The organism is Nocardioides daedukensis (genome assembly GCF_013408415.1).
GTDB classification, from domain to species: Bacteria; Actinomycetota; Actinomycetes; order Propionibacteriales; family Nocardioidaceae; genus Nocardioides; species Nocardioides daedukensis.
The window spans coordinates 2,193,928-2,220,557 of record NZ_JACCAA010000001.1 but is presented as its reverse complement, the minus strand read 5'-3'; the positions used below and the strand labels follow the sequence as shown (position 1 = coordinate 2,220,557).

Annotated in this window: 27 protein-coding genes; 17 read left to right on the top strand and 10 right to left on the bottom strand. The window is 68.6% G+C overall.

Annotated features, from left to right (window positions below; genetic code table 11):
* Nucleotides 1-14 precede the first annotated feature (14 nt).
* Together BJ980_RS10950 and BJ980_RS10945 are read left to right on the top strand one after the other, a co-directional pair.
* Nucleotides 15-1,046, top strand: a complete 1,032-nt coding sequence (locus BJ980_RS10950) for a GTP pyrophosphokinase (RefSeq protein ID WP_179502321.1) — start codon at nucleotides 15-17, stop codon at nucleotides 1,044-1,046.
* Nucleotides 1,043-2,224, top strand: a complete 1,182-nt coding sequence (locus BJ980_RS10945) for a cytochrome P450 (protein ID WP_179502320.1) — start codon at nucleotides 1,043-1,045, stop codon at nucleotides 2,222-2,224. Before BJ980_RS10950 ends, BJ980_RS10945 begins: the two co-directional genes overlap by 4 nt.
* Here the strand turns inward: BJ980_RS10945 and BJ980_RS10940 are convergent.
* Together BJ980_RS10940 and BJ980_RS10935 are read right to left on the bottom strand one after the other, a co-directional pair.
* Nucleotides 2,205-4,358: an aryl-sulfate sulfotransferase gene (locus tag BJ980_RS10940; RefSeq protein ID WP_179502319.1), complete on the bottom strand. Its 2,154-nt coding sequence runs from the start codon at nucleotides 4,356-4,358 to the stop codon at nucleotides 2,205-2,207. The genes BJ980_RS10945 and BJ980_RS10940 overlap by 20 nt on opposite strands.
* 47 nt (nucleotides 4,359-4,405) lie before the next feature.
* Nucleotides 4,406-5,923, bottom strand: a complete 1,518-nt coding sequence (locus tag BJ980_RS10935; RefSeq protein WP_179502318.1) for an SDR family NAD(P)-dependent oxidoreductase — start codon at nucleotides 5,921-5,923, stop codon at nucleotides 4,406-4,408.
* A gap of 43 nt (nucleotides 5,924-5,966) precedes the next feature.
* Here BJ980_RS10935 and BJ980_RS10930 point away from each other — a divergent pair, with 43 nt between their 5' ends.
* Together BJ980_RS10930 and BJ980_RS10925 are read left to right on the top strand one after the other, a co-directional pair.
* Entirely contained in the window at nucleotides 5,967-7,253 is a 1,287-nt protein-coding gene (locus BJ980_RS10930; RefSeq protein ID WP_343047783.1) for an MFS transporter, read from the top strand.
* Nucleotides 7,250-7,678 carry a pyrimidine dimer DNA glycosylase/endonuclease V gene (locus tag BJ980_RS10925; protein ID WP_179502317.1) on the top strand — a complete coding sequence of 143 codons (429 nt, stop codon included), beginning with the start codon at nucleotides 7,250-7,252 and terminating at the stop codon, nucleotides 7,676-7,678. Before BJ980_RS10930 ends, BJ980_RS10925 begins: the two co-directional genes overlap by 4 nt.
* A 30-nt stretch (nucleotides 7,679-7,708) precedes the next feature.
* Here the strand turns inward: BJ980_RS10925 and BJ980_RS10920 are convergent, their stop codons facing one another.
* Nucleotides 7,709-8,281 (bottom strand): NADPH-dependent FMN reductase, encoded by a 573-nt coding sequence (locus tag BJ980_RS10920; RefSeq protein ID WP_179502316.1) that lies wholly within the window; start codon nucleotides 8,279-8,281, stop codon nucleotides 7,709-7,711.
* Nucleotides 8,282-8,493: 212 nt separating this feature from the next.
* Between BJ980_RS10920 and trxA the strand changes: the two genes are divergently transcribed.
* The 10 genes from trxA to BJ980_RS10870 all read left to right on the top strand — a co-directional run bounded on the left by trxA (nucleotide 8,494) and on the right by BJ980_RS10870 (nucleotide 18,240).
* Entirely contained in the window at nucleotides 8,494-8,838 is a 345-nt protein-coding gene (trxA, locus tag BJ980_RS10915; RefSeq protein ID WP_179502315.1) for a thioredoxin, read from the top strand.
* Between the two features lie 111 nt (nucleotides 8,839-8,949).
* A complete protein-coding gene (locus BJ980_RS10910) occupies nucleotides 8,950-10,479 on the top strand; it encodes a Re/Si-specific NAD(P)(+) transhydrogenase subunit alpha (RefSeq protein ID WP_179502314.1) in 1,530 nt (509 codons plus the stop codon).
* A 13-nt stretch (nucleotides 10,480-10,492) separates the two neighbouring features.
* Nucleotides 10,493-11,914, top strand: coding sequence for a Re/Si-specific NAD(P)(+) transhydrogenase subunit beta (pntB, locus tag BJ980_RS10905; RefSeq protein WP_179502313.1), 1,422 nt, complete (start codon nucleotides 10,493-10,495; stop codon nucleotides 11,912-11,914).
* Between the two features lie 211 nt (nucleotides 11,915-12,125).
* Nucleotides 12,126-14,039: an anthranilate synthase family protein gene (locus BJ980_RS10900; protein ID WP_179502312.1), complete on the top strand. Its 1,914-nt coding sequence runs from the start codon at nucleotides 12,126-12,128 to the stop codon at nucleotides 14,037-14,039.
* Complete coding sequence (locus BJ980_RS10895; protein ID WP_179502311.1) at nucleotides 14,039-14,629, top strand: anthranilate synthase component II; 591 nt, start codon at nucleotides 14,039-14,041, stop codon at nucleotides 14,627-14,629. The genes BJ980_RS10900 and BJ980_RS10895 overlap by 1 nt, the downstream gene beginning before the upstream one ends.
* A complete protein-coding gene (locus BJ980_RS10890) occupies nucleotides 14,622-15,878 on the top strand; it encodes an anthranilate synthase component I family protein (protein ID WP_179502310.1) in 1,257 nt (418 codons plus the stop codon). The genes BJ980_RS10895 and BJ980_RS10890 overlap by 8 nt, the downstream gene beginning before the upstream one ends.
* 163 nt (nucleotides 15,879-16,041) lie before the next feature.
* Complete coding sequence (locus BJ980_RS10885) at nucleotides 16,042-16,422, top strand: hypothetical protein (RefSeq protein ID WP_218855478.1); 381 nt, start codon at nucleotides 16,042-16,044, stop codon at nucleotides 16,420-16,422.
* Nucleotide 16,423: 1 nt separating this feature from the next.
* Complete coding sequence (locus BJ980_RS10880) at nucleotides 16,424-17,350, top strand: hypothetical protein (protein WP_179502308.1); 927 nt, start codon at nucleotides 16,424-16,426, stop codon at nucleotides 17,348-17,350.
* 1 nt (nucleotide 17,351) lies between these two features.
* Nucleotides 17,352-17,639 carry a hypothetical protein gene (locus tag BJ980_RS10875; protein ID WP_179502307.1) on the top strand — a complete coding sequence of 96 codons (288 nt, stop codon included), beginning with the start codon at nucleotides 17,352-17,354 and terminating at the stop codon, nucleotides 17,637-17,639.
* Nucleotides 17,640-17,766: 127 nt separating this feature from the next.
* The gene (locus BJ980_RS10870) at nucleotides 17,767-18,240 is read left to right on the top strand and encodes a hypothetical protein (protein WP_179502306.1); all 474 of its coding nucleotides are present in this window, start codon (nucleotides 17,767-17,769) and stop codon (nucleotides 18,238-18,240) included.
* Between the two features lie 146 nt (nucleotides 18,241-18,386).
* Here BJ980_RS10870 and BJ980_RS10865 read toward each other — a convergent pair whose 3' ends face one another.
* From BJ980_RS10865 to BJ980_RS10850, 4 genes are read right to left on the bottom strand one after another with little or no spacing between them, the layout of a single operon-like run.
* Nucleotides 18,387-19,781: a S1C family serine protease gene (locus tag BJ980_RS10865; protein ID WP_179502305.1), complete on the bottom strand. Its 1,395-nt coding sequence runs from the start codon at nucleotides 19,779-19,781 to the stop codon at nucleotides 18,387-18,389.
* 37 nt (nucleotides 19,782-19,818) lie between these two features.
* A complete protein-coding gene (locus BJ980_RS10860; protein WP_179502304.1) occupies nucleotides 19,819-20,481 on the bottom strand; it encodes a M50 family metallopeptidase in 663 nt (220 codons plus the stop codon).
* On the bottom strand, nucleotides 20,478-21,857 hold the full coding sequence (locus tag BJ980_RS10855; protein ID WP_179502303.1) for a sensor histidine kinase: 1,380 nt from the start codon (nucleotides 21,855-21,857) through the stop codon (nucleotides 20,478-20,480). The genes BJ980_RS10860 and BJ980_RS10855 overlap by 4 nt, the downstream gene beginning before the upstream one ends.
* Before the next feature lie 10 nt (nucleotides 21,858-21,867).
* Nucleotides 21,868-22,575 (bottom strand): response regulator, encoded by a 708-nt coding sequence (locus BJ980_RS10850; protein WP_179502302.1) that lies wholly within the window; start codon nucleotides 22,573-22,575, stop codon nucleotides 21,868-21,870.
* A gap of 92 nt (nucleotides 22,576-22,667) precedes the next feature.
* Here BJ980_RS10850 and BJ980_RS10845 point away from each other — a divergent pair, with 92 nt between their 5' ends.
* Nucleotides 22,668-23,111, top strand: a complete 444-nt coding sequence (locus BJ980_RS10845; RefSeq protein ID WP_179502301.1) for a DUF6630 family protein — start codon at nucleotides 22,668-22,670, stop codon at nucleotides 23,109-23,111.
* Here BJ980_RS10845 and BJ980_RS10840 read toward each other — a convergent pair.
* The 3 genes from BJ980_RS10840 to BJ980_RS10830 are packed head-to-tail and all read right to left on the bottom strand — an operon-like array spanning nucleotide 23,105 to nucleotide 24,842.
* The gene (locus tag BJ980_RS10840; protein WP_179502300.1) at nucleotides 23,105-23,974 is read right to left on the bottom strand and encodes a fructosamine kinase family protein; all 870 of its coding nucleotides are present in this window, start codon (nucleotides 23,972-23,974) and stop codon (nucleotides 23,105-23,107) included. The two genes, BJ980_RS10845 and BJ980_RS10840, sit on opposite strands and share 7 nt — an antisense overlap.
* Nucleotides 23,971-24,471, bottom strand: a complete 501-nt coding sequence (locus BJ980_RS10835; RefSeq protein ID WP_179502299.1) for a low molecular weight protein-tyrosine-phosphatase — start codon at nucleotides 24,469-24,471, stop codon at nucleotides 23,971-23,973. Before BJ980_RS10835 ends, BJ980_RS10840 begins: the two co-directional genes overlap by 4 nt.
* Nucleotides 24,471-24,842, bottom strand: coding sequence for a phage holin family protein (locus BJ980_RS10830; RefSeq protein WP_179502298.1), 372 nt, complete (start codon nucleotides 24,840-24,842; stop codon nucleotides 24,471-24,473). Before BJ980_RS10830 ends, BJ980_RS10835 begins: the two co-directional genes overlap by 1 nt.
* Before the next feature lie 57 nt (nucleotides 24,843-24,899).
* On the opposite strand from BJ980_RS10830, the gene BJ980_RS10825 reads away from it, so the two are divergent.
* Nucleotides 24,900-25,481 carry a VanZ family protein gene (locus BJ980_RS10825; RefSeq protein WP_179502297.1) on the top strand — a complete coding sequence of 194 codons (582 nt, stop codon included), beginning with the start codon at nucleotides 24,900-24,902 and terminating at the stop codon, nucleotides 25,479-25,481.
* Between the two features lie 4 nt (nucleotides 25,482-25,485).
* Nucleotides 25,486-26,571 (top strand): histidinol-phosphate transaminase, encoded by a 1,086-nt coding sequence (gene hisC / locus BJ980_RS10820; protein ID WP_179502296.1) that lies wholly within the window; start codon nucleotides 25,486-25,488, stop codon nucleotides 26,569-26,571.
* Nucleotides 26,572-26,630 lie beyond the last annotated feature (59 nt).

Sequence of the window (26,630 nt, the reverse complement as noted above, 5' to 3'; positions counted from 1 at the left end):
GGCAGGCTGGGCACATGCCGAAGACCAAGCGGGTCGCACCAGACCCGACCACGAAGGCGGTCCAGCAGTACGCCGCGATGCAACCCTCGCTCCGTGGCGCCACCGACGCGTTCCTCGAGCTGATCACCGGGTTGCTCGACGACGCCGGCATCAACTACCTCTCGGTGACCGGCCGGACCAAGAGCGTCGCCTCCTTCGCGGACAAGGCGGCGCGTCTCGAGGACGGTGAGCCGCTCTACCCCGACCCGATCAACGAGGTCACCGACCAGATCGGGATCCGGGTGATCACCTATGTGCACAGTGACGTGGCCGCGGTGGCCGACCTGCTTGCCGGTGAGCTGACCGTCCTCGACGACCGTGACCTGGGCGTGGAGACCGCGAGCGAGGGACGCTTCGGTTATTCGAGCCGTCACCTGCTGGTCACGCCGAACGCCAACGACGTACCAGCCGATCATCCGTTGCTCGGGCTGCGTGCCAGTGTCCAGTTGCGCACGGTCCTGCAGCACGCGTGGGCCGAGTTCGAGCACGACGTGCGCTACAAGGGCACCGTGCCGGACGAGCACGTGAAGGACCTGGATCGCCGCTTCACCTTGGCCGCGGGGCTGATCGAGCTTGCGGACAAGGAGTTCTCCAAGATCCGCGACCGGCTCCGTTCGAGCGTGGTCGAGGAGCGTGGACCGGCCGACGACCTCGACCCGCGCCTGGACACCAAGGAGCTGGCCAGCTTCCTGGCCGGCATCTATCCCGAGAGCGACTGGTCCCGCCCGGACCACTACGGCTGGATCTCCGGTCTCCTGCTCGAGCTCGGGATCGTCTCCTTCGACGAGCTGAGCGGACTGCTCTCCACGCTCGACAACGACGCGATCAACGACCGGATGGGCTACAAATATCCACCCGGGGCCGTACGCCGCCTCGACGATGCCCTGCTCGCGGTCTTCGGCCACCGCTATGTCGATCTGCACGGCAACTCGCACCGGACAGAGCTGCTCGAGAAGCGGTTGGAGAAGCTCCGCGCCCAGTCGGACGCGCCTACGATGCCGTCATGACCTTCTTCGACCTCGCCGATCCGGCATTCGACGTGACCTCGCCCGTGGTCCATGCCGTGCGCGAGGAGCAGTGGTACGTCGAGACGTCGTACGGCTGGGCGGTGCTGCGCCATGAGGAGGGAGCGGCGCTGCTGCGGGACCGGCGCTTCCAGCAGGGCAACGGCAAGTGGCCCGAGCAGAACGGCGTGCATTCCGGGCTCTTCTCCGACTGGTGGAAGGAGACCCTGCTCAGCCTCGAGGGCGATGACCATGCCCGCATCCGGCGGTTGCTGATGCCGGCCTTCCGCAACAAGGTGATCGCTGCAATGCGGCCGCAGTTCCAGGCGCTGGCCAACGAACTGATCGACGGTTTCGCCCCGCGCGGTGAGGTGGAGTTCATCAGTGAGTTCGCTGAGCCCTACGCGGCCCGCATCATCTGCCAGCTGCTCGGCCTGCCCGACGACGACTGGAAGCAGGTCGCGCACTGGGCCGATGAGCTCGGCTTCTCCTTCTCCATCGATGTCGGCAACCAGGTGCCCCGCATCGAGGCGGCGCTGAGCGAGCTGACTGCCCACCTCGACAAGGTCGTGGCCGACCGGCAGGCCAACCCCCGCGATGACCTGGTCTCCACGTTGGTCCAAGCCAGCGTGGACGGCGACCGACTCACCCGCCACGAACTCGACGTCGCGCTGGCCTTCCTCGCCTTCGCTGGCATGGAGACCACCCGCAACCAGCTCGGCCTCGCACTGCAGACCCTGCTCAAGCACCCCGACCAGTGGGCGCTGCTGGCACAGCGGCCCGAGCTGGGCGGCAACGCCGTGGAGGAGGTCATGCGGGTCAACCCGACGGTCACCTGGGTGACCCGTGAGGCCGTCGAGGACGTCGACCTCAACGGGCTGCACATCCCGACCGGCGGGGTCGTGCAGGTGCTCTCCCACTCGGCGGGCACCGACCCGAGGGCCTACCCCGACCCGACCTTCGACATCACCGAGCAGCGGCCACCGCACCTGGGTTTCGGCGCGGGCATGCACCACTGTCTGGGTCACTTCGTGGCGCGCACCGACATGGCCGTCGCCCTGCCGCTGCTCGCCCGACGGATGCCGGACGCTGTCCCGGACGGGCCGGGTCAGTGGTTGCCGGTTTCTGGAAACACCGGCGCGCTGCGGTTCCCGATCCGGTTCAGCGCGCAGAGACCCTGAACCCGGCCGAGTCCCTGGTGCGGGCCTCGTGCCGTGACGTCACCGCGACGATGAACGTGCGGTAGTCGCCTCGTCGGGCCCCCGCTCGCCGGGTCACCTCGACGGTCAGGGTCCACTGCTGCCCCTTCCGCATGTAGGGCGACATGAGGGTGCCCGCCTCGATCTGGGCCGTCACGTCGCGGGTGCCCGCGAGATAGCGCACCCGGAACCGGCTGTTCGAAGCGCTCGCGCGCAGGCTGTAGCGATCGGTCGCCGACGCGTCGTTGGTGATCCGCAGGGTGGCCCGCTGCTTGCTCCACATCCGCCCGAGCGTCGCCCGGACGGTCTGCTTGCTCGCCCCGCCATAGACGTTGTTGCCGGTGTAGTAGCGCTGGCCCGAGGCCTTGGCCATCGCGTCCGGGCGGCCGATGGTCGCCGCCTTGGTGACGACGTACGACGCGGTCGCGGTGTCGGTGTTGCCTGCGGCGTCGGTGGCGGTCACCGCGACCTCGTGCGTGCCCGGCGTCCGGGTGTCGAGCCGGTCACCGTTGAGCCCCGTGGTCGCGCAGTCCGCCAACCCCGAGCCGCCGTTGTCGCGGCACGAGAAGGCCGGCGTCGTCGAGGAGCCCTGGGCGACCGAGGCCGGCAGGGTGAGGCTGACGACCGGGTCCACGTTGTCGGGGAGGACGCCAGAGGCAGCGCGATAGGTGAAGAGCCTCTTGGTGAGATCGGTGTTGGTGTCCCGGATCGACCAGATCCTCTGGCCCTGCCCGTTGACCTCGGAGGCGACTGACTCCCGTGCGGCGGCCCACCCGATCAGGCGGTTGCCGTTGGGCAACTGGACCACGCCACCGGCGAAGAGCGCGAAGCCGCCCTCGTCGTACGACGAGATCAGCGACGCCGCACCCGTCTCCTCGTCGAGGGCATATTCGGTGATCCGGGTCGAGGCGCGACGCTGGGTGCCGTTCGCCCGGTCCTGGGGATCCACACACATGTCCCGGGTGGCGTCCGCCGACCCGTTGTCGAAGATCAGGATGTTTCCGTTGGGCAACTCGCTGGCGGTGTGCTGCGCACACGGCCCGCCGAGCGCGTCGTCGGGGAAGGTGAAGTCACTCGTCCGGCCGCCGAGGCGCCAGAGCACGTCGCCGGCCTGGTGCCCGTCCTCGCTGCGACGCGCGATCTTGAACACGGCGCTGAGGTGCCGGAAGGAGAGCAGCAGGTTGCCGTCGGCGGTCTCGACCACGGAGTTGATGTGGGCATAGTCGTTGTTGGTGGCAGGGACGACGCTCTCGCTGGCGATGTCGACGTGGTCGGCGCTGTTCCAGTCGAGAGTCACGTTGCCGGCGGAGTCCAGCTCCTGCACCACGGCGTCGAGCTTGCCGGTCGCGCTGTTGGGCTCATAGCCGAGCAGGATGGTCCGGCCGTCCGTGGTCCGGATCGAGTCATGGCCGTCGGTGTTGTTCCTGCCGACGGTCTGGTGCACCGATGCGGGCTCGAGGTCCTCGCCCAGCTCGACCAGTGCGCCGCCGCTCCGACCAGTGGTGGCAGCAGACTGCCGCGAGCTGGTGAAGGCCCCGTTCGGCTGCTGCTTGAAGTCGATGGCGCTGGACCACTCCGTGTGCACGTGGACGGGCACGCCGTTGCGGTCCACCGCCGTCTCGAAGAACGGCGAGCCGACGCCGAAGTCGCTCAGGCTCAGCAGCACGTGTCCGGGGGCGACCGCGCTGCTCGCCGGCGTGGTGCGCTCGAGGATGGGGAAGCGGGTGGGGAGATAGATCAGGGAGTAGGCCGAGCGTCCGCTGTCATCGTCGAAGATCACCGAGATCTCGTCCCCGGGCTCGAGACCGGTGATCGTGCGCGAGCCGGTGGTGGGGGCGCCGTTGACGAGCACCCGGCCGCCGGGCCCCGCCGGGGTGGCGGTGATCTTCACCGTGCCGGTGGCGGAGCCGGTCGTGCTGATGCCATAGCGCGGGACGTCCTCGGAGAACGCGGGCCACATCGTCGTGCCCGTCCCGGTCAGGGTCAGGGTGCGGCCCGCTGCCGCGGATGCCGCAGCTGCGGTGGCGGGTGCCGCCAGGGTGGGAATGGCCAACGCGGGGGTTGCCAGGGCTGTCAGGCAGGCGAGAGCGGCAACGGCCGACCGGAAGTGCTTCATTGCTGCACACTAGACAAGATCTGCGGCCGCTGGGGCCGAAATCGAGCTCACCAGGGGCTCGGTTTGAAGTCCTTCACGAAGCAGCCGTAGATGTCCTCGCCGGCCTCGCCCATCACGATCGGGTCATAGACGCGGGCCGCGCCGTCGACCAGGTCGAGTGGCGCGTGCCAGCCCTCGGCCGCGATTCGCAGCTTGTCCTGGTGCGGGCGCTCGTCGGTGATCCAGCCGGTGTCCACCGCGGTCATCAGGATCTGGTCGGTCTCGAACATCTCACCGGCGCTGGTCCGGGTCATCATGTTCAGCGCGGCCTTGGCCATGTTCGTGTGCGGGTGGCCGGGGCCCTTGTAGCGACGGGAGAACTGACCCTCCATCGCGCTCACGTTCACGACGTAGGCGCGGCGGGCACCCGCTGCGAGGGCAGCACGCATGGCCGGGCGGAGCTTGGAGACCAGCAGGAACGGCGCGATCGAGTTGCAGAACTGCACCTCGAGCAGCTCGAGCGCGTCGACCTCCTCGACGACCTGGGTCCACGAGTTGTTGACCTGGGTGTCGGGGAGTAGGCCGCCGGCGTCGACAGCGGTGCCCTCGAGGTGCTTCTCGAGGGAGGCATGGCCGGCCTTCAACGCCAGCGCGGTCAGCGACGCGGCGGTGTGCGCGGCCCGGGCATGCTCGATAGTCTCGCCCTCGTGCTGGGCGATGGCGTCGTTGCCGAGCGCGCCCGCGATCGCAGCCGGGTGCGCCTCGGAGATCCGGTCGAAGCGGACCATCTCGGGCAGCTCGCGGCCCTCGGGAAGAGGCGCTGACTCCATCTCGACGAGCTGCGAATAGGCGCCGGGGGAGCGGCGTACGGTCTGGCAGGCGTTGTTGATCAGGATGTCCAGCGGTCCCGACGCGGCCACGTCCTCGGCGAGCGCGATCACCTGGGTGGGGTCGCGCAGGTCGATGCCGACGACCTTGAGTCGGTGCATCCACTCGTCGCTGTCCTCGAGCGAGGAGAAGCGGCGTACGGCGTCCTTGGGGAACCGGGTGGTGATCGTCGTGTGCGCCCCGTCGCGCAGCAGGCGCAGCGCGATGTACATCCCGATCTTGGCCCGCCCGCCGGTGAGCAGCGCGCGCTTGCCGCTCAGGTCGGTGCGTTGGTCGCGCTTGGTGTGCGAGAACGCCGCGCACTCCGGACAGAGCCAGTGATAGAACGCATCGACGAGCGTGTAATCCTGCTTGCAGATGTAGCAGCCGCGCGGCTTGAGCAGCTCTCCGGCGAAGGCACCGCTCGCGCCCGAGACCAGCGGGATGCCCTGGGTCTCGTCGTCGATCCGCATCGCCGAGCCGGTGGCGGTCGCCTCGATGACTGCCCGGTCCGCGGCGGCCTCGGCCGCGCGCTTGCGGAGTCGCCGGGCCTGCTTGAGCGCCTTGTACATGTGCGAGGCCGCGTGCTTGACCGTGGTGACGTCAGGGTGGTCGGAGGGCAGCTCGTGCAGTTGGCCGAGCACCTTCACCGCGGTCGCCAACTCATCCGGGTCGATCCGATCGAGCGTGGGGGAGGCATCCTCGGCGGGCTTGGTCACCGGCAGATTCTAGATCCCACCGACAGGAGTAGCCTCATCCCTCGTGATCAGGGGCCTCGTCGCAGACACGCGACCACTGCGCAACGAGCATTTCCGGCGCCTCTGGCTGGCCAACATCGTCACCGTCGTCGGCGCCCAGCTGACGGTGGTCGTCGTCCCCGCGCAGATCTATGCGATCACCGGCTCCTCGGCATACGTCGGCCTCACCGGCGTCTTCGGTCTCGTCCCGCTGATCGTCTTCGGGCTGTGGGGCGGCGCGCTCGCGGACGCGATGGACCGGCGCAAGCTGCTGCTGATCACCACGGTCGGGCTGATCGTCACCAGTGGACTGTTCTGGGCCCAGGCCGCCGCAGGCAACGAGAACGTCTGGCTGCTGCTCGGCCTGTTCTCCGTGCAGCAGGCGTTCTTCGCGATCAACCAGCCGACCCGCTCCGCGGTGCTGCCCAAGCTCCTGCCAGCGCACCTGCTGCCGGCAGCCAACTCGCTGAACATGACCGTGATGATGGCCGGCGCCATTGCCGGCCCGCTGGTCGGCGGATCCTTGATCCCGGTGCTCGGCTACTCCTGGCTCTACCTGGTCGACACCGTGTGCCTGTTCGCCACCCTCTTCGCCGTCACCGCTCTCCCGGCACTCCCGGTCGAGGGGCTCGCCTCGACGCCGGGGCTGCGCTCGGTGATCGAGGGACTGCGCTATCTGCGTGGGCACCCGGTGCTGATGATGTCCTTCGTCGTCGACCTGATCGCGATGATCTTCGGGATGCCACGAGCGCTGTTCCCCGAGATGGCGCACACCGACTTCGGCGGTCCGGACGAGGGCGGCCTCGCCTTCGCGCTGCTCTTCGCGGCGATCCCGGCGGGGGCAGTGCTCGGCGGGATCTTCTCCGGGTGGGTCTCCCGGATCTCACGCCAAGGTCTGGCCGTGGTGATCGCGATCCTGGTCTGGGGCCTGGCGATGGCCTTCTTCGGCATCTTCGTCGGCTTCGCGAACGGCTCCGGCGGGGTCATGCTCGGCTGCGCGGTGGCGATGCTGATGGTCGGCGGCGCCGCGGACATGGTCTCGGCCGCGTTCCGGCAGAGCATGCTGATGACGGCGGCGAGTGACGACGTACGCGGCCGGTTGCAGGGCGTCTTCATCGTGGTCGTCGCCGGTGGTCCGCGGATCGCCGACGTGGCCCATGGCGGTGCCGCTGCGCTGGCCGGTACGGCGAGTGCCGCCGCCGGTGGTGGTTTCCTTGTCGTGGTGCTCACCGTCGTCGCTGCCCTGGCGGCACCGGCGTTCGTGCGCTATCGGCTGGCCAAGCCGGACGAACCGGCAGAGGAGAAGTCGTGAGGATCTGGTCCATCCACCCCGAACAGCTGGACGTGAGGGGCCTGGTCGCATGCTGGCGCGAGACCCTGCTCGCGCAGAAGGTGCTGCAGGGACTGACCAAGGGCTACACCCGCCACCCGCAACTGGTGCGCTTCCGCGCGACCGACGACCCGGTGCAGGCGATCGCGACCTACCTGCACGCGGTCGCGGACGAGGCGGACGCGCGCGCCTATTCCTTCAACCGTGCGCTGCTGGTGGCGGCGCCGGACCCCGATCTGCGGATCGAGGTGACCGACGGCCAGGTCGATCACGAGTGGCAGCACCTGCTGGCCAAGCTCGCGCTGCGCGACCCGCAGCGACACGACATGCTCCGCGCCGCGTCGCCGCGGGTGCACCCGCTGTTCGAGGTGGTTCCCGGGCCGGTGGCCGACTGGGAAGTTCGCTGAGCTCGCCGGAGCTTCGCCACCGGCAGGGGGTCACTCCTCCGGAGGAATCACCGCGCGGACCCGACCGACGAACTCGGAGAACCGGGCCATCCAGTCACTGAGGAACTCCTCCACCTCGGGCACGGTGACGGACCCGTCGTCCGCGACCAGTCCCTCGGTGTAGTGGATGTAGGCCTCGGGCGCCCCCATCTGCGGCGAGTCGCAGAAGCCGAGCACGCTGCGCAGGTGCTGCTGGGCGACGGCGGTGCCGATCTTCCCGGGCGAGGCACCGATCACCGCGGACGGCTTGCGGGAGAACGAGTTCGAGCCCCACGGCCTGCTGCCCCAGTCGATCGCGTTCTTCAGCGTCCCGGGAATCGCGCGGTTGAACTCCGGCGTGACGAACAGAAAGGCATCGACCGAGCCGAGGTGCTCCTTGAGCCGCTGGGCCGGCTCGGGATAGTCCGCATCCAGGTCACGGTTGTAGAGCGGCAGGTCGCCGGTCTCGATCTCGGTGAAGATGAGGTTGTCCGGTGCCAGGGAGATCAGCGCGGTGGCGAGGCGACGGTTGATGGAGTCCTTGGAGAGGCTGCCGATCAGGTAGCCGACGGTGTGCTCGGTCATCGATTCCTCCGATGCTTGGGGGTCGTGAACATCGCCCACCATGCCGCGCCGGGTCCTCGGGCTACAACCCGACCAACTTCCTGGCCGACACCCCGTTGGCTGAGGTTGTGTGCTGAGCACGGGACGCTGACCGACGAGGCGTGGGCGTGGGCCCAGGGGCTCCGGATCGCGCTCTGAGCCGCGCTCGCCCGGTCGCGACGTACGCTCGATGCATGTCTTCCATCGACCTTGGTGCAGCGAACTTTGAGTCCACGATCTCCGAGAACGACATCGTGCTCGTCGACTTCTGGGCCTCCTGGTGTGGCCCGTGCCGCCAGTTCGCACCGATCTATGAGGCCGCAGCAGAGGCGAACGACGACATCGTATTCGGCTCGATCAACACCGAGGAGGAGCAGCAGCTCGCCGCCGCCGCAAAGGTCTCCTCCATCCCCACGCTGATGGCCTTCAAGGGCGGGAAGTTGGTCTTCAACCAGGCCGGCGCGCTGCCCGCCGACGCTCTGGACCAGCTGATCACGGCGGTCCGTGAGCTGGACATGAGCAAGGTCGAGCAGGCCTGAGGGTTGGGCATGAGGCACGGCTCACCATCCGGATGATGGGACGAATGCCCGGATAGTGGGCAGTTGGCGCCTAGATTGCACCCGATACCAGCACTGAATCGGAGTGATCACATGATCATCGGCGTCCTGCGGGAGGCACAGACCGGGGAAACCCGAGTCGCTGCGACCCCGGCCACCGTAGTCCAACTGCTCAAGCTCGGCTATGAGGTGGTCGTCGAGACCGGCGCGGGTGACGCGTCGAGTTTCGCTGACGAGGCCTATGTGGAGGCCGGAGCATCGATCGGCGATCCGTTCGACGCGGACATCGTCCTCGGCGTCAACCAGCCTGCCGCGCAACAGCTCGACCAGCTGCGCCAGAACGCGACGCTGATCGGCATCCTGAACGCGCGCCTGGACGAGTCGGTCGTTGCCGATCTGACCTCGCGCCCGATCACGGCACTGTCGATGGACGCCGTGCCGCGCATCTCGCGCGCCCAGTCCCTCGACGTGCTCTCCTCGATGGCCAACATCGCGGGCTACCGCGCCGTGGTCGAGGCCGCACACGTCTTCGGCCGGTTCTTCACCGGCCAGGTCACCGCCGCGGGCAAGGTTCCGCCGGCCCAGGTCCTGGTCGCAGGCGCCGGTGTCGCCGGTCTTGCCGCGATCGGTGCTGCCGGTTCGATGGGTGCCGTGGTCAAGGCCACCGACCCGCGTCCCGAGGTTGCCGACCAGGTCGCATCGCTGGGCGGGTCCTACCTCTCGGTCGAGTCGGCCGACGTCGAGGTCTCCGCCACCGGCTATGCCAAGGAGATGTCGGACGACTACAACACCCGTGCGGCCGCGCTCTATGCGCAGACCGTGCCGGACATCGACATCGTGATCACCACCGCGCTGATCCCGGGCCGTCCCGCGCCGACTCTGCTCACCGCGGAGATGGTTGCCTCGATGAAGGCCGGAAGCGTCATCGTGGACATGGCTGCCGGCTCCGGCGGCAACGTCGAGGGATCGGTCGCCGGCCAGGTCGTCGAGACCGCCAACGGCGTCACGATCATCGGCTACACCGACCTCGCCGGTCGCCTGCCTGCCCAGGCCTCGCAGCTCTACGGCACGAACCTGGTCAACCTGCTCAAGCTGATGACGCCGGAGAAGGACGGCATGCTCGTCCTCGACTTCGACGACGTCGTACAGCGCTCGATCACCGTCGTGCGCGACGGTGAGTCGACCTGGCCGCCGCCGCCCGTCCAGGTCTCGGCCGCTCCGGCAGCCGCGCCCGTGGAGGCCAAGGAGGAGGTCGTCAAGAAGGAGCGCAAGCCGCTCACCCCGACGGCCAAGCTCGGCGCCGTGCTGGGTGCCGGCCTGCTGCTCGTCCTGCTGGTCGCTGCCTCGCCGGCCGTGCTCCAGGGCCAGCTGGTGATCTTCGCGCTGTCGATCATCATCGGCTACTACGTGATCACCGGTGTGCACCACGCGCTGCACACCCCGTTGATGTCGGTGACCAACGCGATCTCCGGAATCATCGTGGTCGGCGCACTGCTGCAGATCGGCCACGACGGCACCCTGATCACCATCCTCGCGGCCGCCGCGATCCTGCTGGCCTCCATCAACATCTTTGGTGGCTTCGCGGTGACTCGCCGCATGCTCGCCATGTTCACCCGATCCTGAAACGAGCTGACCCATGGATATCGAATCTGCATCCTTTGCGGCCTACCTCGTAGCAGGCCTCCTGTTCATCCTCGCCCTGGCCGGCCTCTCCAAGCATGAGTCCGCCGGCCTGGGCAACTCCTTCGGCATCGCCGGCATGGTGGTTGCGCTGGTCGCGACGATCGCGCTGGCCTTCGACCGGGAGCCCTCGGGCCTGGGCATCGGCCTGATGATCGTTGCGATCGTCGTCGGCGCCGCGATCGGCCTCCAGCGGGCCAAGGTCGTCGAGATGACCGGCATGCCCGAGCTGATCGCGCTGCTGCACTCCTTCGTGGGTGCCGCTGCCGTGCTGGTCGGCTGGAACGCCTACCTGCACGCCGAGCACGAGGGTCCGGGCAGCGAGGCTGTCCAGCTGCTCGAGTTCCAGGACATGCTCGGCATCCACTCGGCCGAGGTCTTTATCGGCGTCTTCGTCGGTGGCGTCACCCTGACCGGTTCGATCGTGGCCTACCTGAAGCTCTCGGCGAAGATGAAGTCCGCGCCGCTGGTGCTGCCGGGCAAGAACTTCATCAACCTCGGTGCGCTCGTGCTCTTCGTGGCGCTGACCGTCTGGTTCGTCATCGACCCGCAACTGTGGCTGCTGATCCTGGTCACGATCCTTGCGCTCGCGCTCGGTTGGCACCTGGTCGCCTCGATCGGCGGCGGCGACATGCCGGTCGTCGTGTCGATGCTCAACTCCTACTCCGGCTGGGCCGCTGCGGCATCGGGCTTCCTGCTCAACAACCCGCTGCTGATCATCACCGGCGCCCTGGTCGGCTCCTCGGGTGCCTTCCTGTCCTACGTGATGTGCAAGGCGATGAACCGCTCGTTCATCTCCGTCATCGCCGGTGGCTTCGGCATCGAGGCCGGTCCGTCCGCGGACAAGGACTACGGCGAGCACCGCGAGACCAACGCGGAGGCCGTTGCCGAGATGCTGGGCGACGCCAAGTCGGTCATCATCACCCCGGGCTACGGCATGGCCGTCGCCCAGGCGCAGTACGGCGTGGCCCAGCTGACCAGCAAGCTTCGCGACAAGGGCGTCGACGTCCGCTTCGGCATCCACCCCGTCGCCGGTCGCCTGCCCGGTCACATGAACGTGCTCCTGGCCGAGGCGAAGGTCCCCTACGACGTCGTGCTCGAGATGGACGAGATCAACGACGACTTCGCGGAGACCGACGTGGTCCTGGTGATCGGCGCGAACGACACCGTGAACCCGGCCGCCTCGGAGGACCCGACCAGCCCGATCGCCGGCATGCCGGTGCTCACCGTCTGGGAGGCCAAGAACGTGGTCGTCTTCAAGCGGTCGATGGCCTCGGGTTATGCCGGTGTGCAGAACCCGCTGTTCTTCCGCGAGAACTCGGCGATGCTCTTCGGTGACGCCAAGGACCGCGTGGAGGACATTCTCCGCGCACTCTGATCAAACCTCGAGTCGGCACTTGTTGACTCCTGACCACGCCGAGCCGGCACTTGTTGACGAACATCTGTTAGTCAACAACTGCCGGCTCGGCGTGTTTTGCGTCAACAACTGGCGGGTCGCGAGATCCCCGCGTCAACAAGTGCCGGGTCGCGACATCTCAGCGTCAACAACTGCCGGGTCGGCGGGGGCGCGGCGCGGATAGGCTGCCGCCATGACGAACGCCCCTGCCTCCGCCAGCCCGGTCCGGGCCCTCCTCGAGGAGTTGCGGAGCCTTGAGGCCTGGGCGGTCGTCCGGCAGAAGGACTCACCGACGGTCTCCTTGATCGGCGGGCGTCGCGGCGAGGTCGCACACCTGCTCGACATCCCGCTGGAGGACGGCGTACCGCCCGAGGGGCGACAGTTCGACCGGCTGGTCGCGGTGCCCTTCCGTCAGGTCGCCGAGCGTGGCTTCGACGCGATCGACGACGGTACGCCACTGGTCGTGGTGGACATCGACGTCGAGCACCACGTCCCGGTCGCGGACCTGGTCGCAGCGCTCCCCGCCGTACCGATCGAGTTCACCGACCGTGGTGGCTTCGAGGTCAGCGACGACGACTACGTCAAGGTCGTCGAGAAGGTGATCGCCGAGGAGATCGGCAACGGCGAGGGCGCCAACATCGTGGTCGGTCGCAACTATCGCGCCACCCTGGCCAGCTGGGGCGCCGACGAGGTGCTCACCGTGCTGGGCCGCCTGCTCGAGCGCGAACGAGGTGCCTACTGGACCTACGCGTTCTGGACCGGTGAGCGCTACCTGGTCGGGGCGAGCCCCGAGCGGCACGTGTCGGTGGCCGGCGGCGACGTCCGGATGAACCCGATCTCCGGCACCTATCACCTGCCCAAGGTGGCCCAAGCGCCGGAGCAGACCAAGGCTCAGCTCCTCGACTTCCTCAAGGACGAGAAGGAGATCTATGAGCTCTTCATGGTCGTCGACGAAGAGTTGAAGATGATGTGCGACATCTGCACCGAGGGCGGCCAGGTGCTGGGGCCGTTCCTCAAGCCGATGACCCACCTGGTGCACACCGAATATCTCCTCGCCGGGCGCACCAACCGCGACGTCCGGGAGGTCCTCCGGGACACGATGTACGCCGCCACTTTGACCGGCTCGCCGGTCGAGAACGCCTGCCGGCTGATCGCGGAGTACGAGCCCGAGGGGCGCGGCTACTACGGCGCCGCGCTCGCCCTCTTCGGTCGCGACGGCGACGGCCAGCCCACCCTGGACAGCCCGATCGTCATCCGCAGCGCCGACGTCAGCGTCGCCGGAGACCTCAAGGTCGTGGCCGGGGCGACCCTGGTCCGCGACTCCGACCCGGCCACCGAGGTCCGCGAGACCCACGCGAAGGCCGGCGGCATCTTGTCCGCCTTCGGCCTGGTCCCGCCGGCTGCGGCACCGCCCGGCAGCATCGGCGAGCTCACCCGTGACGAGGACGTGCTGATCGCGCTCAACGCCCGCAACCAACGGCTCAGCAAGTTCTGGCTGACCGACCAGGGCGGGGCGGAGCCCGATCCGCGGCTGAAGGGAATGAGCGCAGTCATCCTCGACGGTGAGGACGACTTCGTGAACATGCTCCAGCACGTGCTGCGGGTGATCGGGATGAGCTCGAGCGTGGTCCGCCACGAGGACTACTCGCCCGAGGCGCTGGCCGGGCACGACCTGGTCATCGTCGGTCCCGGGCCCGGCGACCCGCGCGACGGCGACCACCCGAAGATCGCCACCTTCCGCGCCGCGGTCGACGGCCTGCTCGAGGCGCGCCAGCCGTTCCTCGCGGTCTGCCTGGGCCACCAGACGCTGTGCCAGCGGCTGGGGATCCCCCTTGCCTACAAGGACATCGTCTTCCAGGGCACCCAGTCCCCGGTCGAGATCGACGGGCGCACCGAACGGGTCGGGTTCTACAACACCTTCGTCGGCCGGGTCACCCGTGACACCGTGCTGCCGGACGGGGTGCTGGTCGAGACGGACCGGGCCAGCGGTGACGTGCACCTGGTCGCCGGGGAGACGTTCCGCGGCATCCAGTTCCACGCCGAGTCGATCCTCACCGAGAACGGCTATGACCTGATCCACGGGCTCGTCCGGGACCTGCTGGTCTGATGGCGCCCACCCCGGGCAGGGTCGTCGTGGTCGATCACCACGACTCCTACGTCTGGAACCTGGTGCACCTGGTGGCCGCGGTGACTAGCGAGCTGCCGGTGGTGGTCCAGCACGACGAGGTGGAGGCGACGTACCTCCTCGACTTCGAGCGGATCGTCCTCTCCCCGGGGCCGGGCCATCCGGCGAACCCGGGCGACTTCGCCGTCGGCAACGAGGTCCTGCTGGCCGGCACCACGCCGGTCCTCGGGGTGTGCCTGGGCATGCAGGGCCTGGTCACGGCGTATGGCGGGGTGGTCGACCGGATCGCACCCGCGCACGGTGAGGTCGCGACTGTCGAGCACGACGGGTCCTCGGTGTTCGCGGGGCTCGCCAGTCCGCTGCAGGCGGTGCGGTACCACTCGCTCGCGGCGCTCGAGGTGCCCGGCGACCTCAGGGTGACAGCGGTGTGCGCGGGCTCGGGTGGTGAAGTCGTGATGGGCGTGCGGCACCGGACACTGCCGCTGCACGGCGTCCAGTTCCACCCCGAGTCGATCCTGTCCCAGCACGGTCAGCGCCTGGTCGAGAATTTCCTGGAGCGTCCCGATGACTGACCCAATGACTGACCCGGTGGCCCGCTTCGAGCAGATCGCGGCCGAGCACGAGCGCTGCTTCTGGCTCGACGGCGGCGGCGCCCGTCCGTGGTCGGGGCGTCGCTCGATCCTCGGCTGGCTCGATGACAACGACACGTCACTGGTCCACGACGCCACCTCGCGCACGGTGACCCGACACCGGGACGGCGCCAGCGAGGTCGCCGGGAGCGACATCTTCGAGGTGCTCGAGGCCGAGATGGCCGGCGACGACGAGTCGGTGCACTGGGTCGGCTACTTCGGCTATGCCAGCCGCGGTGACCTGCCGGCCCGGGTCGACCCCGACGACCCGATGCCGACAGCGGTGTGGATGCGCACCCAGAACGTCGAGACCTTCATCCACCCCGAGCCGTCACCGACCCGCGCCCCGGACAGCCCTGCGCCGCCGACCGCGGGTGACGAGGCGGTCCCCGACGACTATGCGGCCGCGTTCGCCCGGGTCCAGGAGCACCTGCACGCGGGCAACTCCTATGAGGTGAACCTGACCTATCGCCTGGGGTTGGCGCACGACCTCGATCCGGTGAGGGCCTATCTGCGGCTCAGGGCGATCAACCCCGCGCCGTACGCCGGATTCCTCCAGCACCGCGGGACCTGGCTGCTCAGCTCATCGCCCGAGCGCTATGCCACCATCGACCGGAATCGCACGATCGAGACCAAGCCGATCAAGGGCACCACGCCGCGCGGTGAGACGCCGGCGCAGGACGAGGCGAACCGCCGCCACCTGTCCAGCGACCCGAAGTTCCGCGCAGAGAACCTGATGATCGTCGACCTGCTCCGCAACGACCTGGCCATGGTCTGCGAGCCCGGCACGGTCGAGGTGCCCGTGCTGATGGACGTCGAGTCCTACCAGAGCGTGCACCAGCTGGTCTCCAGCGTTCGCGGTCAGCTCCGCGACGAGATCAGCACGGTCGGCGCGTTGCGTGCACTCTTCCCGGCCGGCTCGATGACTGGTGCGCCGAAGCTGCGCACGATGCAGATCATCGAAGAGGTCGAACAGACCGCGCGGGGTGCCTACTCGGGTGCCTTCGGGTGGATCTCCGGCGACGGGCGTGCCGACCTGGGCGTGGTGATCCGCAGCCTCGCCGGGTCACGCAAGGGCGGCTGGCGGATCGGCACCGGCGGCGCGATCACGGTGGCTTCCGAGGTGGCCGAGGAGTATGCCGAGTCGCGTTGGAAGGCGGAACGGCTGCTCGCGGTGCGACCCGGCCACTGACCCCGGCCACTGACCCCTCGGCCACATTGCCATGGTCCATTCGGGTCATCTTCGTCCCGAACCCTCCATTCTGGCGAAGAGCATGACGACGGGGTCTTAGGATCATGCAAGTTTATGAGGTCGGCGATATCGAGCCGGCCGTTTCTGGGGGAACAACAACATCATGAGTGAGTCCATGCACAGCCGCCGCCTGCTCTGGAGGGTGGCAGCCGGAGCATCCGCGGCCGCGGGGGTGGCCGTGGTCAGTCAGGCCAATCCGGCCTCAGCCGCACCGGCCGCGTCCGATTCGGGCGTGCTGGCCCTGCTCCGCAACGCTCGGTCGAGCTCGCGCAAGACGCTCGTGCGGATGATCGACAGTCGCGTCAATGTCGTCACCACGCGGGTGAACGTCCTGCACGCACGCACCAACAAGGCGGCCAGGGTGGTTCGCCACGGCAACAAGTCCACCACTGCCCGCCCGGCATGGGCGGGATCGGTGATCTGGGTCGGCAGCGTCGTCCCGAAGAACCGTCGCTCCGGAGACGTCTTCATGTGGGAGGCCTGAGGTGGCGCGTCGAGTCCTGCTCGAAGCGACCGGAACGACCGCGACCGGGCGGCCCTACATGGTCACCCGTACGCCGTTCGGCAACGACGAGGCCGTGATCACCCAACCGGCCACCCTCGCCAGCGGTGACTCGACCCGGGGGCTGCTCTTCTTCCACGGCGCGGGATCGAACCATCTCGACATCGGGGTGAAGTCGAAGTGGCGGCTGACCCGCGATGCGGTCATCGACGCGGGCGGGATCCTCGTCGAGTGCCGCGGCAACGGCTTCTCCGACGTCGGCGACGAGACGGGAACGCGCAACTGGGGCCGCGAATGGTCCCGCGACGCCTATCGGGCGGCCGCCGAGATCGCCGAGGAGCGCTTTGCGGTCCGTTCCTGGATCACGCTGTCGAGGTCGATGGGCGGCGTGAACGGCAAATATTTCGCCACCCGCGACGACCTGGTCGCTCCCAAGCTGGACGGCCACATCGACAACGCCGCGATCTATTCGCTGATCAACTGCTTCGACAGCGGGAAGTTCTCGCTGCACAGCACCTTCCGCTCCGGCCTGGACCGGGACGGCTTCATGGCGGCGACCCAGGCGCTCGACCCGGCGCGACAGGACCCCCAGCTATGGCAGGGCCGCAAGGTCCTGGTCGTGGTCGGTGACGCGGACACCACCGTCGTACGTGCGGACCACGGATCACAGTTCTGGAGCGATCACCACAGCGTCCTGAACATCGCTGGATCAACCCACTACGTGATGCGGGGCAAGGGCCACGGCACGGTGCGCGGCACCTTCGAGACCGCGACGATGGCGAACTTCATCAAGTCGTGCTGGGAGCAGCCCCGGGTCACCGCCAGGTACAAGGGCAGCGCGCAGGTGCGGGGTCTGTTCGACATCGGCGCCGACGGCACCCTGGTCCAGGTCCACTCGGTGGGTCGCTGAGATGGCCAAGGCTGTCAACCGACTCGACGCTGCCCTGGACCGGCGGCTGGCGAACCCGCGATCGCGCACCCATTTCCAGGTCCGAGGGATGATCAAGGTGCGTCTCGACAAGGCCGTTCGCCTCGTCGACGCCCTGGCCAGCAAGCAACGCCACACCACGATGATCGTGCGTCACGGAGCCGACGCGGACGCGTCGCGGCCGACCTGGAGCGGCACGGTCATCTGGATCGGGTCGGTCGCCCCGGTGAACATCGAGGACCGGGACCTGCACTGGACCGAGGCCCAGTAGGGAAGGAAGAAGAATTGGGGCACGTTCACGCACCGCGTTGCGAGAACCCGGCACACCAAGCGATATGTAGCACGAATCGCATACAATTTGGGATCCATCTTCAAGACCTACCCCGGGTGATAGAAGCGTGACTGCAGGTTCAGTCGGACAGGAAATACCCGTCTCGCCGTCGGCGTCCCTGTTTGCGCTAAGGCCATGGGTAAGTCTAGCTCTACCTGTCGGGATTGTAATATCGTTCAGCGATCCGGTAGCTTTGCCTATTATTCTTGGCCTGGCAGTAGTTTTCGGCTTAGTTGATGTGGCTTGGACCATGGTGCAAATTGGGTGCAATCGAGTGATCGTCACACAAGACGAGATCGTCTGGCTTTCTTGGCCGTGGCGCCATGAGGTTGGCCGCTTCCCTATATCTCCGCGTTATCCCGTGGCGGTGACCCTTGAAACCTCTGGCCGGCTATTCGAATGGTTCGCACCGGCCTTTCAGTCCTACGCTGTGATGACCCTTCCAGGAAAAGAACTGGAATTGCTGTTGAAGACTGATAAGCAGGTGGAAGAATTCAAGAGCCAGTTGAATGTGGCGTTGTGCAATCGGGGGTCGAATTAGCCTCGAGATTGCATGGGGTGGTCTGATCGGGCTTTTGAGGTCCTTGATGGTCGCGATGTGGCCGATTTTTGCATTGGGTGCGACAGTGGTCCAGGCGTTTGTCTCGGTGTCGCCGGTTCCGGCCCTCGTACTCGTCCCGGCCCGGGTCAGCTCAGCCCCTCGATCAGGTTGCCCTGCTCACCGAGCTTGACCTTGATCTCCTTGCTCTCGCCGGAGCGAAGAATCTTGAGGGTGACCTCGTCACCCGGCTGGTAGTGCAGCACCGTGGTGATCAGGGCCAGGCCCTCGGCGACCGGGCGGTCGTCGATGCCGACCACCACGTCACCCTTCTGCACGCCGGCAGCCTCCGACGGGCTGCCGGTGGTGAAGTCGTCCACGAGTGCGCCCTGCGCGACGCCGGCCCTCTTCGCGTCGTCGGGGACGATGCCCAGCCAGGCGTGCTTGGCCTCGCCGCCCTTGCGGAGCTGCTCCACGATCGGCTCGATCACGTCGACCGGGATCGCCCAGCCGATGCCGATGGAGCCGAGGTCGGCGCGGGAGTACTCGTCGGAGGAGGCTGCCAGCTTGTTGGCCGAGTTCATCCCCACCAGCTCGCCCTTGATGTTGATCAGTGCGCCACCGGAGTTGCCGGGGTTGATCGCCGCGTCGGTCTGCACCGCGGGATAGATCATCGGTTTGTTGGGGTCGTCCATGCCGGGCACGGCGACCGGACGGTTCAGCGTCGAGATGATCCCTGCGGTCACCGTCGAGTCGAGGCCGTACGGCGACCCCACGGCCACGACTGCCTGACCGACCTTGATGTCCTTGGCCGAACCGAACTTCAGTGTCGCGAGGTCATCCACGTTCTCGGCCTTGATCAACGCGATGTCGGTGGACGGGTCGGCACCGATGATGGTGGCCTTGCGGGTCGTGCCGTCGTTGAAGTAGACCTCGAGGTTCCCGCCCTGCGCGGCGGCGTGGATGACGTGATAGTTGGTGAGGATCTCGCCGTCCTTCGACAGCACCACCCCGGAGCCGGTGGAGCCGGTCCGGGCGTTGATCGCCTCGATCTTGACCACCGCGGGCAGGGCCCGGTCGGCAACCGACTGCACCGAGACCAGGTCCTGCAGGTTGAGCCCGGAGATGTCGACCTGCCCGGCGTCGACCTTGCCGCCACCGCCGCCCTCGTCCGAGAGCTTCCCACCCAGGAAGCCGCCGCCGAGCCCGAGGACCAGCGCGCCGACGAGCAGGCCGATGCCGAAGCCGAGTCCGCCGGGACCGCGCTTGCCGCCCTTCCGCTTTGCCGACGCCGGACGGTCGGGTCCGCCGGGGGTCGGTGCGGCCCACTGCTGCTGCGGTGGCTGCTGTGCGGGTGGTCCCCACTGCTGAGCCGGGTTGTGCGGGGCTTGCTGTGGGGCCTGATGGCCCCACTGCTGTGGGGCCTGCTGCGGGCTCGGCGGAGGACCCCACGGCTGGCCCCCCGGTTGCCCACCAGGGTTGCCCGGGTTGCCGCGCACGTTCGTGGATGGGTTCGGCTTCTCCGCCGGGTGCTGGTCGCTCATGTCGCTCATCATGCCGTGAGTGGCACCAGCGGAAACCTCACGCGGGCAGGGAAATCTCCACCGGCAACAGCACCGTCACGCCCAGGACCAGCCCGGCCAGGGTGACCAGCAGGAAGAACCCGATCCACACCCAGGCCGGCAGCCCCGTCAACCGGGCCAGCTGATCCGCATCCGAGCCGCGCCGCTGACGACGCGAGGTCCGGGCCAGCTCCAGCACCGGCTTGGGTGCAGCCAGGAGCAACAGCCAGGTGACCACCTCGGCGACGAACGTGACCGTGGTGGCGGGGAGATACCAGCAGACGACGCCGATCGATCCGCCGATCACCAGCAGCACGAGGGCGCCGTAGAAGTTCCTGATCTGCGCCAGCATCAGCACGAGTGCGCCGACCAGCCCCCACAGCAGCGCGAGCGGACGGTCGGCGGCCAGCAGGAGCGCAGCCACGATCCCGGTCGCTGCCGGAGCCAGATAACCGGCCGCGAGCATCGCCACCATGCCCGGCCCGCGGGGCTTGCCGCGCGACACGGTGAGCCCCGAGGTGTCGGAGTGCAGCCGGATCCCGCTCAGCCGCCGGCCGACCAGGAGCGCCACGAAGGCGTGGCCCGCCTCGTGCACCACGGTGACCAGGTGGCGGGTCCAGTGCCAGGTGGTGGGCACGACGACCAAGGCGAGCGCCAGCAGCGCCGGAAGATAGTCGTTCACGCCTGCTGGATCACCCGACCGGGCAGCTGCAGCGTCATCACCGCGCCACCCTTCGGCGAGTTGGCCGCGGCCACGCTGCCCGAGTGCCGTTGCGCGGTCTGCCACACGATGGCCAGGCCCAGGCCCGAGCCGGGCATCGCCCGGGACTCCTTCGAGCGATAGAACCGGTCGAAGACCTTGGGCAGGTCCTCCTCGGCGATGCCCGGTCCCTCGTCACGCACGGTGAGCCGGCCGTTGTGCAACCCCACATGGACCGTGCCCCCCGCGGGGCTCCACTTGGCAGCGTTGTCGAGCAGGTTCATCACCGCGCGCTCGAGCGCCGCCGACTCACCGGTGACCCACCAGTCGTCGGCATGTACGTCGAAGGTGACCGCAGGCGCGCGGCGCCGGGCCCGCGAGACCGCTCGGTCGAGCACCTCGCGCATGTCGACCAGCTCGATCAGGTGCGGCGCGTTCTCGTCGCGGCCGAGCTCGACCAGGTCCCCGATCAGCTGGGTCATCTCGTTGATCTGGGCGTCGACGTCCTCGAGCAGCTCGGCCCGTGCCTGCGCGGGCATCCCGCCACTGGCGTCGGCCTGGAGCAGCAGATCGAGGTTGGTGCGCAGCGACGTCAACGGCGTACGCAGCTCGTGCCCGGCGTCGCCGACCAGCTGGCGCTGCCGGTCGCGGGAGGCCTCTAGGGCCGCAAGCATCACGTTGAAGGCGGACCCGAGCCGGGCGATCTCGTCGTTGCCCTCGACCTGGATCGGGCGCAGGTCCTCGGTGCGGGCGATCTCCTCCACCCGCCGCGAGAGCCGGCGTACCGGTCGCAGGCCGTTGCGGGCGACCCCCCAGCCGAACGCCCCGGCCAGGATGACGCCGGCCGCACCGAAGAGGAACATCGCCAGACCGAGTCGGCCCAGCACCCGCTCCTGTCCGTCGAGGGACTGGGCGATCAGCAGCGCCACCCCGGGGTCGCGAGTGGGCACGGTGACGACGCGGAACTTCACGCCCTCCGCCTCGATGGTCCGGATCGAGTGCTTCCGCTCGCCCTGGGCCACCTCGAGCTCGGGCTCGCCGAGCTGGATCCGGGGGCCGTCGTCCATGCTCCGGGTCAGCCCGTCCTTGTTGAGGAAGGCGATCCGCACGTCCGCGGCACCGAACGTCCAGGACGGATATTGATATTCGGCGGTCAGCTCGACGAGTGCTCCGTCGGCCGCCCGCTCGGCGCGTTCGAGCAGCGAGGCGTCGAGCGTCTGCTGCATCTGCACGCGCACGGTGATGTAGGCACCGAGCGCCACCATCCCGACGGTCAGCGCGACCGCGATCGTGGTCAGCAGGGCGACCCGGCTGGCCAGGCTCCGGCGATAGTGCCAGCCCGGAGCCTCGTCCTTCATCGCGCCGTCCTCACGTCGTGGAGTCCTTGAGGACATAGCCGACGCCGCGCACGGTGTGCAGCAGGCGGGGCTCGCCCTCGGCCTCGGTCTTGCGGCGCAGGTAGCCGACGTAGACCTCGAGTGAGTTTGCGCTGGTGGGGAAGTCGTAGCCCCACACTTCCTCGAGGATGAACGAGCGCTCGAGCACCCGGCGCGGACGCCGCAGGAACATCTCCAGCAGGGAGAACTCGGTCCGGGTCAGCTCGATCTTCCGCTTCCCGCGGACCACCTCGCGGCTGGCCAGGTCCAGGCTCAGGTCGGAGAACGAGAGCACCTCGTCGCCGGCGTCCTCGTGCGGCACCACCCGGCGCAGCAGTGCCCGCAGCCGGGCGAGCAGCTCCTGCAAGGCGAACGGCTTGGTCAGGTAGTCGTCGGCGCCCGCGTCCAGCCCGTCGACCCGGTCGCCGACGGCGTCGCGGGCGGTGAGCACGAGGATGGGTACGTCGTTGCCGGCGGCCCTCAGCGCCTTCGTCGTTTCGATCCCGTCCAGGCGCGGCATCATCACGTCCATCACCACGGCGTCGGGGCGGACACTGCCGATGCCGGCCAGCGCCTCGGCGCCGTCGGAGGCCATCGAGACCTGGAACCCGTTGAACTCGAGCGAGCGTCGCAGCGACTCACGCACGGCCCGGTCGTCGTCGACGATCAGGACGTGGGGCTTGCCGGCAGCGGTGTTCACGGGACCACTGTGCCAAAGAGTCCTGAGTCGCTGCTGAGAATCGCCCCGGGTGGGTTCAGCCGGCCTCGGGCGGGGCGGCAGAATGGCGCGCCATGAGGGAAGACTGGATGCGTCTGTGTGCGCTGCTGCATGACGATGCCGAGCTGCAGGGCGGCGTCGACCGCGCCCTCGAATCAGTGGCCGGGGATGTTGATCCTTGGCTGGTGCTGATCGACGAGCTCGACCAGTCCGGGGCGCTGGCCTACCTGGACCAGAGCGACAGTGGCTGGGAGCTGTACGACGCCCTCGGTGGCCTGCCGCTCCTGCGTGAGAGTGGCATCCGGCTGGATCCCCTCCAGGACGTCGACACCCTCGAGCCCGCGATCGCGCGGGCCAACGAGGTGCTGGCCGAGCACGGGCTCGGTGTGGTCCATCTCGACGAGGAGTCCGACGACTATCCGCTGGTCGTGGTGAGGAAGGGCGACGTCGCGGAGATCATCGCGATCGCCGGTCGGCTGGAGCGCACCGCGACGGTGTACGCCGGCACCGCTCAGTAGCGACCCGCGATGCTGGCTGCGCGGGCGCCGTAGCCCCCGCCGAACATGCAGGCGTGCACCAGCAACGGGAAGAGCTGGTGGATGCCGAGGCGGTCCTCCCAGCCCTCGACCAGGGGAGCGGCCTCGTCATAGGCATCTAGGGCGCGCTGCAGGTGCGGCATACCGAAGAGCGTGAGCATCGCGATGTCGACCTCGCGATGGCCGGCATAGGCCGCCGGGTCGACGACGTACACGACACCGTCGCTGCCCCACAGCACGTTGCCGTTCCACAGGTCACCGTGCAGGCGCGCAGGGTCCTCGTCGGGCACGAGGTCGGAGAGCCGGCCGATGATCTGCTCGACCACGGCGCTGTCCTGGGGACTGATCGCACCGCGGTCGCGGGCCACCTTGAGATAGGGGAGCACCCGCTGGGTGGCATAGAACTCGGGCCAGCTCGTCGAGGGGGTGTTGCGCATCGGCAGGCGGCCGATGTAGCCGTCGTGCTCGAAGCCGAACTGCGTGCTGCCCTGCACCTGGACCTCGCTGGTGTGGGTCCGGGCGAGTGCCCGGCCGAACTCGGCAGCGGCGTCGGGGACCTGCTTGCCGGTCTCGATCCAGGGGATGATCAGGCAGTCCTCGTCGACGGCGAGCACCGCGGGCGCGGACACGCCGTCGACCTCCGCGAGCCAACGCAGGCCGCGCGCCTCTGCGGTGAAGAAGCCGGGCGGCGGGTGCAGGTGGGTCTTCATCAGCGCCGACGTGCCGTCGGAGAGCTTGAGCCGGGTGGCCGTGCAGATGTCGCCGCCGGCGACCGGGGCGGTCGCGACGACGGGCGAGGAGAGCAGCTCCTCGGCCTTGCGGGCCACGGAGACGTTGCGGGTCATCGACGCCCTCCCGAGTGGGCGGAACCTTGCGCGGACACATGGGCGGTGATCGCCTCGGCCGTGCGCTCGACCGTGGCGAGCACGTCACGGAAGCCCTCGTCCCCGCCGTAGTAGGGGTCCGGCACATCACCCTCGCCGGGCGCCGGATCGAAGTCCCGGAACCGCTTCAGCCGTTCCTCGGGCACCCCGAGCGCCAGCAGGTCGGCATGGTTGGTCGAGTCCATCGCCAGGACCAGGTCGTACGCCGTCGCCTGGGCGTCGGTGAAGTGGCTCGCCCGGTGCCGCGTGGCGTCGTACCCCGCGGTGGTCAGGGTCGAGGCAGCGCGGGAGTCCATCGGCTTCCCGACGTGCATGTCGCCGGTGCCGAAGCTGTCCACCACCACGTCGAGACCGGCGTCGCGCAGGCGCTCGGTGAGGACCACATCGGCGATCGGCGAGCGGCAGATGTTGCCGAGGCAGACGATGGCGATGCGTCGGATCGCAGGTGTGGTGGTCATCAGTCGTCGTCCAGCACTGCGCGGACGAGGCTGCCCACGATCGAGATGATGATCGAGCCGAACAGGGCGTTCCAGAAGCCGTCGACCTCGAAGCCGATCTCGAGCTCGCCCGCGATCCAGCCGGTGAGCATGAGCATCAGGGCGTTGACCACGAGCAGGAAGAGGCCGATGGTCACGATGATCACCGGCAACGACAAGAACTTGACCACCGGAGCGACGAACGAGCTCACCACACACATGATCAGCGCGACCAGGGCGAGCGGAAGAAGTTGGTCCTGCCAGGTGTCGCCCTCGAGGGTGATGCCGTCCAGCAGCCACACCGCGACGGCGAGTGCGGCAGCGTTCGAGATGACCCAGACGATGAACTTCACGGCTTCAGGGTACTCAAGCGGCGGTTGCTGGGGGCGGAGTCGCTAATCTCATCCACCATGGTCGAGTTCGGAGGCGCCGGGGTGATGGTGCTCGGCGCCTTCGCGTCGGGCGTCGTGTTCCTGCTGCTCGCCCTGGTCCTGCTCAAGCCGCTCGGCTGGGTCTCGGCGTTCTCGATCGCCGGCTTCCTGTGGGCGATCACCGGGATCGCGCTGCTCACCCTGGTCCCGGTCGCCGCCCACACCGGCTATGTCCCGGCGGAGACCCGGATGGCCACCTGCTCGTGGGACGTTGGGGGCCCGGCGCCGGACGGGTTCTGGATCTTCCAGTCCGGGCAACGCACCCTGAACACCGTGCTCTTCGTTCCGGCCGGGGCACTTCTGGTGCTCTCCGTCGCGCGCTGGCGGGCCGGGTGGATGCTGACCCCGATCGGGTTCGCGCTGCTGGCGGCGTACTCCGCCGGGATCGAGAGGGCACAGCTCGAGCTCGCCCGGATCGACCGGGCCTGCGACGTCACCGACTTCGTGGACAACGTGACCGGCGCGGCGATCGGGGTCGTGATCGGACTGCTGCTGATCGTCGTGTTCCGACCGTGGCGGCACAAGCACCGCAAGCGGCAGGACCGCGGTGTCCTAACCTGACCGCATGACCGGACAGTCCTCCCGCATCCCCCAGCCCAGGGCCAACATCGGCGCCATCCCTGCCTATGTCCCCGGCAAGCCGCCCGTCGCCCGCGAGGGACTGACGACCTACAAGCTGAGCTCCAACGAGAACCCCTACCCGCCGCTCCCGGGCGTGGTCGAGGCGGTCTCCGAGGTGGTGTCGCGGATGAATCGCTATCCGGACATGGGCAACGTCGACCTGTTCGCGGCCCTGGCCACGCGGCTCGACGTGCCGGTCGAGGACCTCACCCTGGCCACCGGCTCGGTCGGTCTGATCTATCAGGTGCTGCAGGCGTTCTGCGACCCCGCCGACGAGGTGGTCCACGCTTGGCGTTCCTTCGAGGCCTACCCGATCGCGGTCACCGCGGCGGCGGCCACCTCGGTCCGGGTGCCGGTGACGGCGACCGGCGAGCACGACCTCGAGGCGATGCTCGCCGCGATCACGGAGCGCACCAAGGTGGTGATGGTCTGCACCCCGAACAACCCGACCGGGCCGGCCGTCTCCCACTCCGCGCTGGTCGCGTTCCTGGACCGGGTGCCCTCCCACGTGCTGGTGGTCGTGGACGAGGCGTATGTCGAGTTCGTCCGCATGGACGACGCCGTGGACGGGATCGCGCTCTATCGCACCTATCCCAACGTGGTGCTCACCCGCACCTTCTCCAAGGCCTACGGCCTGGCCAACTTCCGGGTCGGGTACGCCGTCGCCCAGGAGCCGACGGCCACCGCGCTGCGGGCGGTCTCGCTGCCCTTCGGTGTCTCGGGTGTCGCCCAGGCCGCCGCGATCGCCTCCCTCGATGCCGAGGCGGAGCTCCTCGAGCGGGTCGAGGAGCTGGTGGCCGAGCGTGCCCGCGTCGTGGCCGGGCTGAGCGAGGTGGGTTGGGACGTGCCCGATGCGCAGGGCAACTTCGTCTGGTTCGAGCTGGGTGAGCGGACGACCGCCTTCGCCGAGGCGGCCGACGCCGCCGGAATCGTCGTACGCCCGTTTGCCGGTGAGGGCGTGCGCGCCAGCATCGGTGAGGTGGAGGCCAATGACAGGCTGATCGCGGTGGCCGCGGCCTTCGATCGGTGAAGCCAGGGTGGACCAACGGCTGAGGTTGGCGCCAATGTTCGCGGTGACGTGAAAGCATG